Source organism: Bacteroides sp. 224 (assembly GCF_010500995.1).
Classification (GTDB): domain Bacteria; phylum Bacteroidota; class Bacteroidia; order Bacteroidales; family Bacteroidaceae; genus Bacteroides.
The window spans coordinates 149,177-162,601 of the sequence record NZ_QVMK01000012.1 but is presented as its reverse complement, the minus strand read 5'-3'; the positions used below and the strand labels follow the sequence as shown (position 1 = coordinate 162,601).

Annotated in this window: 14 protein-coding genes; all 14 read left to right on the top strand. The window is 34.0% G+C overall.

The annotated features are described in order from the left end of the window. The first annotated feature begins 80 nt into the window (after window positions 1–80). The 14 genes from D0T60_RS08165 (at window position 81) to D0T60_RS08100 (ending at window position 13,424) form a co-directional block, all read left to right on the top strand. Complete coding sequence (locus tag D0T60_RS08165) at window positions 81–1,028, top strand: PmoA family protein (protein ID WP_163217671.1); 948 nt, start codon at window positions 81–83, stop codon at window positions 1,026–1,028. Next, the gene (locus tag D0T60_RS08160; RefSeq protein WP_163217670.1) at window positions 1,012–1,377 is read left to right on the top strand and encodes a type VI secretion system baseplate subunit TssG; all 366 of its coding nucleotides are present in this window, start codon (window positions 1,012–1,014) and stop codon (window positions 1,375–1,377) included. The genes D0T60_RS08165 and D0T60_RS08160 overlap by 17 nt, the downstream gene beginning before the upstream one ends. 30 nt (window positions 1,378–1,407) lie before the next feature. After that, on the top strand, window positions 1,408–3,276 hold the full coding sequence (locus D0T60_RS08155; RefSeq protein ID WP_163217669.1) for a type VI secretion system Vgr family protein: 1,869 nt from the start codon (window positions 1,408–1,410) through the stop codon (window positions 3,274–3,276). Window positions 3,277–3,287: 11 nt separating this feature from the next. Continuing rightward, window positions 3,288–3,983: a DUF4280 domain-containing protein gene (locus D0T60_RS08150; protein ID WP_163217668.1), complete on the top strand. Its 696-nt coding sequence runs from the start codon at window positions 3,288–3,290 to the stop codon at window positions 3,981–3,983. 6 nt (window positions 3,984–3,989) lie between these two features. Beyond that, window positions 3,990–5,381, top strand: coding sequence for a hypothetical protein (locus tag D0T60_RS08145; protein ID WP_163217667.1), 1,392 nt, complete (start codon window positions 3,990–3,992; stop codon window positions 5,379–5,381). Between the two features lie 89 nt (window positions 5,382–5,470). Next, window positions 5,471–6,010, top strand: a complete 540-nt coding sequence (locus D0T60_RS08140; protein WP_163217666.1) for a hypothetical protein — start codon at window positions 5,471–5,473, stop codon at window positions 6,008–6,010. 46 nt (window positions 6,011–6,056) lie between these two features. After that, on the top strand, window positions 6,057–6,647 hold the full coding sequence (locus D0T60_RS08135) for a DUF4123 domain-containing protein (protein WP_163217665.1): 591 nt from the start codon (window positions 6,057–6,059) through the stop codon (window positions 6,645–6,647). A gap of 21 nt (window positions 6,648–6,668) precedes the next feature. Then, complete coding sequence (locus tag D0T60_RS08130) at window positions 6,669–8,549, top strand: peptidoglycan-binding domain-containing protein (RefSeq protein ID WP_163217664.1); 1,881 nt, start codon at window positions 6,669–6,671, stop codon at window positions 8,547–8,549. Next, window positions 8,533–9,153 (top strand): ankyrin repeat domain-containing protein, encoded by a 621-nt coding sequence (locus D0T60_RS08125; protein WP_163217663.1) that lies wholly within the window; start codon window positions 8,533–8,535, stop codon window positions 9,151–9,153. Before D0T60_RS08130 ends, D0T60_RS08125 begins: the two co-directional genes overlap by 17 nt. 9 nt (window positions 9,154–9,162) lie before the next feature. Then, on the top strand, window positions 9,163–10,677 hold the full coding sequence (locus D0T60_RS08120) for a hypothetical protein (protein ID WP_163217662.1): 1,515 nt from the start codon (window positions 9,163–9,165) through the stop codon (window positions 10,675–10,677). A 62-nt stretch (window positions 10,678–10,739) separates the two neighbouring features. Then, entirely contained in the window at window positions 10,740–11,390 is a 651-nt protein-coding gene (locus D0T60_RS08115) for a hypothetical protein (RefSeq protein WP_163217661.1), read from the top strand. Window positions 11,391–11,494: 104 nt separating this feature from the next. Next, window positions 11,495–12,328, top strand: a complete 834-nt coding sequence (locus tag D0T60_RS08110; RefSeq protein ID WP_163217660.1) for a hypothetical protein — start codon at window positions 11,495–11,497, stop codon at window positions 12,326–12,328. A gap of 13 nt (window positions 12,329–12,341) precedes the next feature. Beyond that, window positions 12,342–12,836: a type VI secretion system TssO gene (gene tssO, locus D0T60_RS08105; RefSeq protein ID WP_163217659.1), complete on the top strand. Its 495-nt coding sequence runs from the start codon at window positions 12,342–12,344 to the stop codon at window positions 12,834–12,836. Window positions 12,837–12,923: 87 nt separating this feature from the next. Beyond that, window positions 12,924–13,424 (top strand): type VI secretion system transmembrane protein TssO, encoded by a 501-nt coding sequence (locus D0T60_RS08100; RefSeq protein WP_163217658.1) that lies wholly within the window; start codon window positions 12,924–12,926, stop codon window positions 13,422–13,424. Window position 13,425 lies beyond the last annotated feature (1 nt).

Here is a 13,425-nt window from a genome sequence, read left to right as displayed (position 1 = left end):
GTTTCTATTTATGAATTTATCCCATATATTTGTATTTTTATGCCAACGTGCAGATATCCTTTACAGATAACATATTGATAATGAAAACATATATCTTATTTTTCATCGCTTTATTTTTAGTGAGTTGCGAACTTACTACCAGCTCAGATATTTTGATAGACAATGGTCATTCTTTGAAATTTGAACGAGATGGAAAACGTTTGTTTACCTATAACTATGGAATGACGTATCCTCCTACCAGCATTGATTCGGTGTATAAACGCAGTGGCTTTTTTCATCCTATAAAGAGCTTGAATGGAGAAACGCTTACCAACCTTTCGCCTTCCGATCATTATCATCACTACGGACTTTGGTATGCATGGACTAAAACTACTTTTGATGGAAAAGAAATAGATTTTTGGAATGTGGCGAAAAAACAAGGTACGGTACGTTTTAGAGAGTTTACCGATCGTTCTACTCAAGGATTTAGCGCTATATTAGACCATGTTGCTTATCCGGATTCGCAAAACGAGCAAATCGCTATGATTGAAAATCTGAAAATTGAGATTGGTAACTCCTCTATTCCCGGCTATTACCTGGATTATATAACTACTTTAAAGTGTGCTACAGAGAAACCCATCACCTTGGAATGTTATAGGTATGGGGGATTGGTGATTCGTACCCGTGAAGACTGGACACCCGGTCGTGCCGATTTTAAGACCTCCGAAGGTTTTACCCAAAAAGATGCAGATAATACCGATGCCCGCTGGGCTTTTTATCAAGGAAAAGGAGATCATAGTAATGCCTGTATACTTATTCTTTCGCATCCTTCTAATTTGAATCATCCCGAACCTCTTCGTATTTGGGACGAAAAAGCCAATTCGGGAAAGGGAGATATGATGTGGAATTTTTCTCCTACTAAAAAGCAGGCTTATACTTTAAGACCGGAATCTGAGCTAAAGCTACGTTACCGTATTTATATTTTGGATGAATTGATAGATTCTAAAAAGGCTGAACGTTTGTGGAAGCGTTTTGGGAAAGAGGATTGAGCATTTATGGGTACATATTAAAGAAGGTGGCAAATCGAAACGACAATTAGGTCCCGAAGACAGAGTGAAATTGGGAGACTGGCGATTGGGGGTTACATCTGTATTGGGCGATACAGCAGAATATGCAAGTCCTGATATACTAATTCATCTTGGTCCGGTAAATCTTGAAAAGATGAAACGTTTTGAGTCAAACCGGAGCGATGATTTAATATTAAAAGAATTAATTAGCCTGATGATACCATTTGACCGGAATGTGCAGGTTCGTTATCACATAAATGAATCTGAAACGAAATTCCGTTTATCGGGCAGAGATCATACAGCCTATTTAGGTATTAACACAGCTTTATAACCTTAGAAACTTATAAAAAACAAAAAAGATATGGCAACATCGAATTTATTAGATGAAAGACACATTACTAATGCATTTGTGTATATTGAAGGAGACAAAATGAGCAATGTTGTTTCCTTGGAACTGAATCAGGAGTTTGGTCAACACCATCGATTTAAAGTAGTATTAGATTATGATGTGGCCAATCAATCGTTATTCGGTGATTTATCAAACCAGATAGCCTTGATGGGACAAACACTTGATATTGATTTGCAGCAAGGCGACGATAGCGCATGGGTATATGAGTTTAGAGGTGTGATAGACAATGTATATACCGAAGCTCGGGAAGGAAAGTCTGGTTATCTGGTACTGGAAGGTTGCAGTCCAACCAATTTGCTGGAAAGAGGCCAACGATTGGATATTTTCGGAAAAATGTCTTTGCAAGATGTAGTAGAAGAAGTTACTAAAGGTGTACAAGAAGATATTTTATCAATTGTAAATGCTCCAAGATATAATGTATCTTTAAATTTCCTGATGCAGTATTATGAAAGCGATTGGGAGTTCTTGCAACGATTATCGGCTATATCGGGCGAAACATTATACTACACCGGGCGAGATCTTGTGTTTGGTACTCATAAAGATTGGGCACCATTTGAAGTAATGTACGACAGAGAAATAGTGACACTTCAATTTGGTTCGCGATTGCTGGCTAATACATTTACTAATTATCAATATCTACCTGCTAAAAATGAAATTCTTCGACAGACATCGCCAGATAAAATTGAGAACTCAAACGAATACTTAGATGTGGCTGCTCAAAAAGCAGCAGAGCTGGTAACTAATAGACCTACTCTACTGCCGGCCTCTTTTGCCGTAGAAGATAAAGGTGCACTGGATGATATGGTGGAGCGACGGAAAACGGCAACAGCCTCTCGCAGTGTATATGTAAGAGGTATTTCTAAAACATGCGACCCACGTATCGGAAGATTACTTACCATATTAATACCTCAGGGCATGGGTACGTCAGAGTTAGGTACATATAGAGTGGTTAAGGTCACCCATCGTATTGACGAGAATCATCGTTATAGTTGTGAGTTTGAAGCCATTCCGGCTGATTTGCAGTTTGTTCCAACTCCTGAACTGAGAATGCCTGTAGCCAGTTCTATTTTGGCAACAGTCATCAAAAACAATGACCCGGAGAAATTAGGTCGGGTGCAGGTAGAGTTTCCTTTTGCACAAGATAGAGTTGGTGATGTTTGGCTACGTGTGATGAGCCCCGATGCCGGAGGAATTGTAGGCTATGGTACTAAGAAAGTAGGTGTTGTAGAAAAGAACCGGGGAATGGTATTCATTCCCGAAGAAGGAGATCAGGTGATGGTAGGCTTCGAGTTTGGCGATCCTAACCGACCCTATGTGATGGGGAGTATGTTTCATGGAAAAAATACAGAAGGAGGAGGAGATAATAACTATCGTAAAAGTATTACTACTCGCAGTGGAAGTAAGTTAGAATTTACAGATTCGGAAGATGAGGAGAAATACACTGTAATTCTGCAACATAACGATGAAAATACTATTTCAATTAGTGTAGAGAAAGAAAAAGGTACAATAAAAATTGCGTCCAGTCAGGATATCTATCTTTTAGCCCCCGAACTTATTCAGATGGAAACTAAGCAGATAGTCATGAAGGCTGAAACAATCCAGGTTGAAGCTAGTGATAGTATTAATGTTGTTGCTCAAAATCTGCTTCATGCCGAAAGTGGCGATAAGATTGAAGTTATAGGAGCAAGCATTGCGGAAGAAAGTTCGGGCAAATTTACACAACAAGGCGAGAGTATTGCTGTGAAAGCTTCGTCGAAGATTGAGATGAACGGAGGTAGTAAGATAGATATGAAAGCAGGTACCATTAAGCAGAATCAATAAGAAAGATCGTTATGAGTGAGTATGCAACCAAAGGAGCCATACTGGTGTGCACAGGAGGTGCAGCACCCAGTGTATTACAAGTGACCAGTAATACTTTATCATTTATACAAGGTAACGCTGTGGCTACCACTTCGGATAAAATACCGAATACGAATATCATGCCTTTTGGCACTTGCAAATTGAAGCCATTCAGTCCACCTTGTGTACCTGCTCCTATTATGTGGACGGGATTTGTGGCTTCGGTGGAGATGCCGGGAGGGAATCCATTGTTAAATACATCAAAGATTCAATGTGCTTGTGGAGGGATGATTAGTTTTCAGAATTCGGGGCAGATGAAGTCAAATAAGGTGGTGGTAAATCCAAGTTCGCCACAGATAGATGCGCTGAGAAAGGCAGCATTGGAGGCGGTGCCGTTTTGTGAGGAGTGTGAGAAGAGAAAAAGAGAAGAGAAACCGAAGATATTGAAGATATATTGGATGGATGAACAAGGGGAACCAAGAACTTTATCTGAATTGGAAGAGGGAAAAGAGGTAACACTTTGCGTGGATGTGGAAGAAGGTGGAGCAGGTGAAATGATAGATATTGTTATTGATGCAGAGGAAGGTCGAAAATTTGACAATGGAAATTCTCAATTAATATTTGAAAATTTACTGGTTGAAGATGATAATACAGCCTATATAGATAATTTTAAATTCAAATACGAATAAAGTTATATGAAAAAAACAGCCCTTACAGCCACCTCAAAACCAGGAAAAAATAGCAGAGTTGTTGGACAAGTCAGTAATAGTATAAGCATTCCATTAAAAAAATTTATAGTTCATTTTAGGCGCCCAAATGATTACAATGGGAAGTATGGCTTTGATTGGTTAAGAGATGATTACATTCATCCTTTACAAATTGTAACACATGATACAAATGGAACAGTAATCAATGCTCCTACTCCACTTTGCAAAGATCATTTACTATTACCCTCTGCATACGGACAAGATGTTGTTAACCCAATAACCCCATATAATGTAGATTATTATCCTGCTTGGCTAACCATATTCCCTTATACTACGAATGCCCAATTTACGCATGGGTCTACTATGCATAAAGATGGAATAAATCTGGATATAGAAGTAGAAGAAATTGATGATCTTTCCCTTGACCGAAGTAGTACGGAAATTGTTTTTGAGTCTGGAAACTCTCAATATTTAAAAATAACACCATCGAAAATTAAACTGTCAGATTTTACAGCAATATATCCTAAAACAAAGACACTAGGATCAACAATAATTGTTTCTTATTTAAAAGAAAAGGTTATTAATATAAAGTGCGTGGGAGGAACATTGAATAATCATACAGAGATAAAGGTTTTTGCTCAATTGGGTACCCAGAAAAGAGAAATTGGAAAATTAATGGTATATAAGAATAATATTATACCTAAAGCAGAAATTGTTGTTGTCAATGTTATCACAGATAATGCACCTGCTCAATTAAAAGATGATTATCAGTATATGTTTAAAAATCAATCATTTAATCAAGCCTTAATACGAACAGAGGTTAAAGTGGATACTAAATTTGACATAAGCAAATTGCCACTTAATAGTGATGTCAATATATTTAAAAGAAACTATATTAATCCTCAATCACAAATAAGAGCTTCGCAAGCTGATAACTTCCTTAAAGATATCATAACGCTCTATAATAATTATGGTTTTCATGCACCTCAAGGAGGAATCAATGGGAACTCAAACAAAAGAACATATCTTTTTTTTACAAAAATATCAGCAGGAAACACTTCAGGTATCGCAGATGCAAACCTGTCTGCGACTCCTATACAATGGGGGAATGCTTATGTTGTTTTTGGAAGTGCTTTAATAAATGGACAAACTTTTATTCATGAATGTGGACACACTCTTTCTCTATTACATCCATTTTCTAATCTTTCTCCATATAAATTTCATCACGGCTATACAGATAATTACATGGATTATACATGGAAAATGGGACCAAGAGGAACTTCTTCTGGAGATAATATACATAAAGGAAAAATGTATTCTTTCTTTAAATGGCAGTGGGATATTATGAGAAACGATCGAAGCTTAATTTCTAATTATTGACTTAAATGAATATATATTTAAAAATTATGCTACAATGCTTTTTGTTCTATTTTCTTATTGGTTGTGCAAAAAAGAATAATGCTGACAATATGAAAGTTAATATTGATTTAAAAGAAATGTGCGATACTATTTTTATAAATCAAGAATGGAATATTAGCGAACTAAAGTTAGGACATTCCAACTTAAAAGATTTTTCTTTTTTTAAAGAGAATAAAAATTTAGGCATATTAAAAAAGGAACAAAATGATGCTCATGCTGATAGAGACACTGGGTCATGTTGGCATTCTAATATTACCTTCAAAAATGACAGTACAGGACTATTGTTTCGTTTTTCTAGTCAATGGTTGGAGGGTGATCCTCCTATAGAGTATGTTTTGGAAGAAGTTATTTTTGAAAATTATCAGAAAATTCAATTTTATAATGGAATAACTTCTCAATCACGATTGAACGAATTTGTTGATAAATTTGGGAAGCCAAACAAACATGTAAAAGAGTTTTCTTATGCTAAAAAAATGAATTCTAAATCCATCAAAATAGAATCCATCAATTATCAATTTGACAATATAATTGTTTGGTTTTTCTTTAAAGATAGTCATTTTTGGTTTACCAATATTAGAGTATTGAAGTAATTGGTATAATGTTGATAAAAATACACTGCAAATAAAAAATAGCGATATGAATACATGGATACTCCCCGAAGTTAAAAAAGACATAGATGCCCTGCGTCAAGAAGAACTCGTGCAAAAACGAAATGCAGAAAGCGAAACTTTCCTAAGTAAGGGCTTATCTCCTAACTATGTACTTATTGATGCCGCTCTATGGGGTACAGATATTGACATTTTGCTTCTCGACCCCACTATTCAATACAGATCATTATTCAGAGGCTCAACAGGTGAAGAGTTATGGAGTGTAGCTCCTTACCTTGTTGATATATCCACTAATGAGAAACTGGTGCAGACAATAAAAGAAAAAGATCCGATTGAACGAAGAGTGACTTGGTTGTCATCTTCGCTCGATATTGATGAATTGCGTAAGCATTTAAGGCGTTTTTTGCGAATGAGAAAAGAGGATAAAAGTTATATCTATTTTCGGTTTTATGATCCGTATGTTGTGAATGTAGTTTTTCCGAATTTAACGGCAGAGCAATCAATTGATTTTTTTAAAGTTATTAATTATATAATAACGGATGATAAAAGAATAAATGAAAGACGTTTTTTTTACATATCATCAGAACGGAAATTGGAAATTAAACATCAAACTCTATGACTTATGTGGGTAATAACAAATATGCAAATCGTAGCTATTGCTAAATCAATAAAAGCGGTTAAAGACAAAATCGTTTCATTATCAGAGAATAATTCTTCTCAGCAAGAGCAAGATACTACTCAATCTGAAAGTTCAGCTACTTTAGTATCAAAAGTTCAGGAAACAAATTCTGATATTGAGGGAAAGAATAAAAATTCGGAAACAAATAATTGGAGTGAAGAAAATAATTCGGATGCAGATGAAAAAAAAGTTATATTTCCTTGTGAACAACAAGTCGAAGTTGCTTCTTTGTCTATTGGCACACCTGCAACTGTGGCTACCCCAAAAATCTTATATGCGAAATGGAAGAATAAGGAGAAAGAAGATAAGAAAATATTGGAGTACAAAGATAAAGTTTCTTATATAGAAATAAAAACAGAAGGTTTTAGTGATGGAGATAAGTTAACAATAGAAATAAAAGAAGATAAAGTAGATGCAGAAATAATAAAAACCTTAACTATAGAAATAGTAAATAATGAACTGTTCACAGAAGATGAAGGAGAAAACTCCATTTCAATTGATGAAAATTTCTATGGAAAAATATTAATAATTAATGTTAAATCAGATAAGACAGAATTGTTTATTGGAAATACAATTGTAGTTGAATGTTGTGCTAATTGTATTAGTAGCAATTCAGCAGATAGCGATCTAATAAAAGAATTAAATATACGTTTAGCTGGTTTTGGAGAAAACGGCAACCCTCTTCCTGAGAAAAAGTTTACAAAAAAGACAGAAAATGCTGTGAAACAATTTCAAAGAGATTACATGAAGATTCCACAGACTGGCCTTGTTTGCAAACATTTTCTCGAAAAATTAGATGAGTTTTGCGAAACTTATTATATAGCGTTTGAAACAGAAGCTAATTTTAATGTAAAATGTCCTTGCTTAACAACAAAAAAAGAAAAAGGTAAAGACCATAAATGTACAGAGGGTTTTGGAGAAGATAGAGCATCCTTAGCTAGTCTTAATAAAAATGGTCCGGAAAAACCGGGCATTCACAGATCTTTGCTTTGGACACTTTCAGCGATGAAATTTTATTTAGATAAAGTGGAGACAACAGATGGGATTAAACTTGAAAAGTTTAGTTCTGTATATCGATGTATTGCAGACAACATAAGAGAAGGAAGAAATACTACAAATCACATGGGTAATGCTGTGGATATGCACTTTTCAGGATCATCCGGAACATATATAAGTAGGGCAGACAAAGTAAGAGAATTATTCTCAATATATTGTGGAGCTCGTATTCGGTGGACGCCATCAGGGAATAATAAATTTTGTATGGAGCCCAGTTTAGCTTCGTATTATACAGAAAAAACAGTAACAAAAGACGATAAATCCAATCCTGGAAAAAAAATAGAGGAAACGGTGAAAACGAATGAATTTACTGCAACATCATGGGTGCATATAGATTGTAGAGAGTTTAATAAGACTAATTATCAAAAAAATGAATTTTACTGTAAAACAGAATCCACATTAAAAGGAACAGCCTTTATAAATGGTAACTTAATAACAACGTCAGATTCTGGTAAATATAAAGATATTAAAGACTGTACATATAAAGCAGACGAAAAAGAAAAAAGAGAAAGAACTGAACGTATTTGGCTAGGGACAATAAAAGGTGCATATCTTCTCAATTTTTCAAATGGAAATACTGCGTCCGATAAGAAATGGGTAGTAAAACATACTACGATTCCAGAAAAAAGTAAAACAAATCTAAGTGAACCTAGAATCCAAGAGGTTGTAACTATATTGGAAGAAAGCACAACTCAATATAAGATAATACCACGAGGGCATACTAATGAAGGTTGGATTGATAAGGAATATATTAAAGAGATTTGTAAGTATGAGAAAGAAGAGTAAATTAATATTTTTGACAATGTTGGTTTGTTGTTTTATTAGCTGTAAGACTCAAACAGAAAGTAAACAAACAAATAAATTATATCAAACAATCGAAAAGGATAATTTTGTTTTAATATTGGAGTATTTAGGAAATGAAAAAACTGACAGTCTTAATCTGCTATTATCTCATATTTGCAAAAAAGAAAAAATAGATATCAGCGATTGGGATACTAAATACATAGATAGTGGATTTAGTCATAACTATCATATTGATTATAGATTAATTATATTATATGGAATAAATTTTAAAAAAATAGAACCAGACTGGGAAAATCGATTAAATTTTTTTATAGCTTCTGTTTATCTTAATGATTATGAAATATTAGATCTGTTAGATTTTAAAGATACTGCTTTAGAGGGAAATAGCTGTTATGGGAATACTGTTTTAACCACAGCTGTACGCCAGAATAATACAAAAATGGTCAAATATTTATTGGATCGTGGGGTTGATAAAAATAAACGAGAATTAGCGACATGTTATGATGATTCAGAAGAAGAAATGAATGCTTATGAAATTGCACTTTCTTTAGGTAATAAAGAACTTATTGATTTATTAAAAGATTAATATTTTAAAATGACAACCAATAAATATATATACATCGTCTCTCCCAATACTTGGCAGGCAATTTTTGCGAACATAGAAGGAGTAAAGCTTTTCAATAGTTCTGATAAATTGATAACATGGAACAAACAAGTTATCGAAATGGAGGACGCTCAAAAGAATCCATTGCGATTATTGTTTGCGCTCAAAGATGATGGATTTCCGATTGAAATATCGAAAAAAACGATGATAACTTATACATTTAAGAAATCGGAAGTGGGAAAGTATATTAAGTTCTATGCTTATATTAATGATTTTAAGTCCATTCTGCAAAGTACTGTTTTTTATGTGGAAAATAAATGTAATACAAATGTTCGGATAAGAGGTGTTGGACGAGTTGGTACGGATTCATCGGAAGTTGCAGTTGGGCAAAAGATAAAATTGAAGGTTAATCAATATTCTGTTGAAGAAAAGAAAGTACTCCCTTCTGTGAAAAAGGATATTAAGTGGATGGTTAAGGTAGGAATTAACGATGATGAACGCTTAATCATTGATGGAATAATCATGAAAGGAGACGAAATCGTATTCAATGTGCCAGAAGAATGGAATGGAAAAAATATTATATTTATGCCATTCCTTAATATACATACTCCTAAGATAAGTTGTGAATGCCAGGTTGCCAACTGGATTGTTATAGGAGAATCTATTACTACCATAAAATCAGAGATTGAGTATAAAGTAGAAACAAAAAATGCGATATCTGGAATTGATAAAAGTTACATTAAATGGATAGTAGAAGTAGATGATGTACAATATCTGCAAATGCAGGTTGGTGAGAAAATTAAAGTTTTCATTAAAGAAGAATGGAATGATAAAGAGATTATTGTAATGCCATATTTGGATAAACCAACAAAGACAATAAGTAAGAATACAATTGTTAAGAAAAAAGTTGTTGTCTTTTTTGTCGGAGGGGCAGGAGATAAAGAAAGCTTTGTAATAGATCCAACTAATATAATGGATAATGTAAAAAACGTTTTTGATACCACAATTGGCAAATGTGCAAAAATCGATTGTCATACTGTTTATTTGGGATATTCTGAATTATATCCAAAAAGTGATATTGAAGAATATGTAATAAAAGAGATTGATAATGTAAATATTCCCGTATATATAGTGGGTCATAGTCTTGGAGGTTGGAATGGTGCGCATCTCTCCAAAATGCTTACTAAAAGAGGGTATCAAGTTAAAATGCTGATAACATTAGATCCAGTTAGAGGAAGACCCTTAATCTTTGCAGATTTGTATAGTGGAAGCCCAGTTCCAGTAGGGGCAGATTTTTGGATTAATATATTTGCAAATGCAGAGGGAATTAATGTAGATGATATCATTGCAGATTTAGGGAATCAATGGAAAATTAAAGAAGGACCAGATATTTGCTTTGAATCTAAACAAAGCCATGGATATGCTTATCACATGTTTACTGAGATTATATCAAATGGCAAATCCGCCTCTGATTTTTTAGAAGAATCCATTAAAAATTCGAAGTAATGTTTTTGAAAATATTGATTATACTCATTGTTAATATTGTAATATCAATATTATGTCTGTTGATGAAAAAGTACAGATTGTCGCTTGGCTTTTTTACTATTTTTCTATTTGTGTTTTTATATACATTTACTTCAATTCCTTTTTATATTGGATTAAAAAAAACACCAAATATAAAACTATCAGAAGCTATACTTGATGTCAATGATGAGATAGATATAAAAAAAGAAGGTGCTATAGGAATATTATCTGATAAAAACTTAGAATTATTCAATCCAGGACATGAATATATGTTGTTTTTTGTGGCCACAGATAAGCCTAATTTTACATATCAAGATATACATTGTAGAGAAAAAAAATGTGCAAATATTATCATAATAACAGGTGATGTATATTTCGAGAAACAAATTGGGAAATTATATTCTTACAGAATTATGTTTAATATAAAGGGGGCGCTTTCTGAGATAAAAGAGCCAATATACTGCAAGGTGTTTTTTGTTCAAATGTTTGCTCCAGTCCACGAAACAAATGAAATATGCATCCCTGTTGAACGTTTATTATTAAGCATAAGAAAAACTAAAATAGAATCGAATGTTCCTTGTGATAAAATATTAAACAACAACAGTAAAGGACATGAATCTCCCATCATTATTGGTGGAATTAATAGAGAAACTACAAGTATAGTTGCGCATCTGACTTATATTTCTATTAAATAAATCGATCCTATATGGTATATAAAAAACGAAGAATGAACCTGTTCGATACTTTAACAATTTATGGTTTTGCGTAGGGGACTAAATACGTGGTGAATGATAAAAAGATGAAAATAAAACAAACTGATATGGATGAAAATACTTTAAATGAATGTCTCTTCCAAATCCCTTTCTATATTGAGGGATTAAGAGTAAGGAACTATTCATTCCCTGATGTCCATACTTTTCGAGAACGCATCAAAAAAACAATCCGAATAGATATGAGCACCGTGCATCAATGCGCGAATATGCTTGATTACCCACAATTCCTACTTTTTACATTTTCAGATTACGAAGACATCCTATTCTCCAAACAGGAAAACATAATCCTTCCGCTATCTACCTTAGAAGTAACAGATAGCATAATTGAAAGAACACTCCACTGGAATAATTTCATTTTCCACAACAATAACAATAGTCTGACTTGGCTGATTGAAAACGATCTACCTTTTCTTACACAGCTCATCATTTCTTTCGGTTATGACATCAATTACAAACTAAATAAAGCAGTACTTCAGCAATTATCAAAAAACTATTTTTCATCAAAAAATACATCCGAATTTCCATATCCCAACCTTTTTGCCATCAAAAACAGTGGTAAACTTGAAATTCGAAAAGGCTTAATCCAGTACATCGCCGGCAATTCTACCTGTGATAATACTCAATTACTTCAACTACTTTACGATTATGGTTGCCATATCCTGCATACAGCAATTGAATTCTCTCTTGAAGAGAAATTGCAGGTTGCTGCTTATATAGCTCACTACATAGAATTGTGTTACTCAAAAAATAAAGAAACAGGTTTAATTCCTACCACTCCTCCGGGCAGTTTTTTAAAGAAAGAATTACTTTCTTATCCTGCTGCCAAAGAATGGTTGGAGAAAAATAATTTCTACAAATAAAACAAAGACATATATGAAAGCGAAAAACAACAAAGAAATCTACAAAGGCTACGGCTGGTTCTCCTTCTATCTGGCTATCTGTGTACTGGTTGGTGTATGTATTTATTTCTGTTATCTCCAAACCTCACAGATAGAAGTCAATCGCATTGTAGAAAAAACCGAAGAGTATGATGTAATTTATATCCGCCAAGCCGATATAGCCAATAGCATCGACTCTCTTTATTACTATGCCAATCTATTTAATACCAACCTGAATGATGCTCAACTCTTGAATGCAGTGATTCGTCGCAAACAAGAAACTCAATCATTGATGGAGGACATGGATAGAAAAGACGTACGCCTTTATTGGAAACTGGTAAATGAACTGAATGATTTTTTAAGTATCAAAGATTCTATTCGCTTAGCAAAACAAGAAGAGGAAATGGTGAGAACCGACCTGTTGAAATGTACAGAAGAAAACAGGCAGACGGCACGGAAGTTGACGCTGGGAGGAATCAGTGTTAATTAGGAATTAGGAATTACGAATTAAGGGCTGAGAGTGTCTCTAAATATAGAAAGTAGATGATGAATCAGCGTAAACTAATTAAATGTAAATATGGAGAAAAAGAATACTCGCAATAGACGGGAAAAAATAATTGGTTTTATCTATGTATCAGTTTTGTTTATAACAGCTACACTGGCTTGCTGTTTTTTCCTGTTCTATTATTCGGAAGGAAAAACCGGCACTCGCAAAGAATTTGTGATCTCTAAGATGGATCGTATCCGTGAATTTCAGGCTTTGCAAAGCCAACAACTGATAGTAGTCGATTCCATCTACCGAAAGATTAAAGCTTTCGACCCCGGTGTAAATGCCAGTTACGAAGAGAGTGATATTAAATTTTATCTGAATGACATCCGACGGTTGTATGACGACCATAACTATGATGGTCGGTACAAAATATTCAATCAGCTTCCTAATTTCTATAATATGTGGTTTGCCGACCGCAAAGAGTATTGGAGTAAACAGCAAAATATCATCCGCTTTCGTAGAAACCTGGAAGAGTGCGAAATCGGTCTTCAGAAAAAGAATGATGAACTTAAAAACCGAAAAAAGTAGT

What these genes read in the sequence shown, in the direction of transcription:
- D0T60_RS08150 (WP_163217668.1), top strand. Translation starts at nt 3,288, where the DNA reads ATGAGTGAGTATGCAACCAAAGGAGCCATACTGGTGTGCACAGGAGGT.
- D0T60_RS08165 (WP_163217671.1), top strand. Translation starts at nt 81, where the DNA reads ATGAAAACATATATCTTATTTTTCATCGCTTTATTTTTAGTGAGTTGC.
- D0T60_RS08140 (WP_163217666.1), top strand. Translation starts at nt 5,471, where the DNA reads ATGAAAGTTAATATTGATTTAAAAGAAATGTGCGATACTATTTTTATA.
- D0T60_RS08145 (WP_163217667.1), top strand. Translation starts at nt 3,990, where the DNA reads ATGAAAAAAACAGCCCTTACAGCCACCTCAAAACCAGGAAAAAATAGC.
- D0T60_RS08120 (WP_163217662.1), top strand. Translation starts at nt 9,163, where the DNA reads ATGACAACCAATAAATATATATACATCGTCTCTCCCAATACTTGGCAG.
- tssO (WP_163217659.1), top strand. Translation starts at nt 12,342, where the DNA reads ATGAAAGCGAAAAACAACAAAGAAATCTACAAAGGCTACGGCTGGTTC.
- D0T60_RS08130 (WP_163217664.1), top strand. Translation starts at nt 6,669, where the DNA reads ATGCAAATCGTAGCTATTGCTAAATCAATAAAAGCGGTTAAAGACAAA.
- D0T60_RS08115 (WP_163217661.1), top strand. Translation starts at nt 10,740, where the DNA reads ATGAAAAAGTACAGATTGTCGCTTGGCTTTTTTACTATTTTTCTATTT.
- D0T60_RS08125 (WP_163217663.1), top strand. Translation starts at nt 8,533, where the DNA reads ATGAGAAAGAAGAGTAAATTAATATTTTTGACAATGTTGGTTTGTTGT.
- D0T60_RS08110 (WP_163217660.1), top strand. Translation starts at nt 11,495, where the DNA reads ATGAAAATAAAACAAACTGATATGGATGAAAATACTTTAAATGAATGT.
- D0T60_RS08155 (WP_163217669.1), top strand. Translation starts at nt 1,408, where the DNA reads ATGGCAACATCGAATTTATTAGATGAAAGACACATTACTAATGCATTT.
- D0T60_RS08135 (WP_163217665.1), top strand. Translation starts at nt 6,057, where the DNA reads ATGAATACATGGATACTCCCCGAAGTTAAAAAAGACATAGATGCCCTG.
- D0T60_RS08100 (WP_163217658.1), top strand. Translation starts at nt 12,924, where the DNA reads ATGGAGAAAAAGAATACTCGCAATAGACGGGAAAAAATAATTGGTTTT.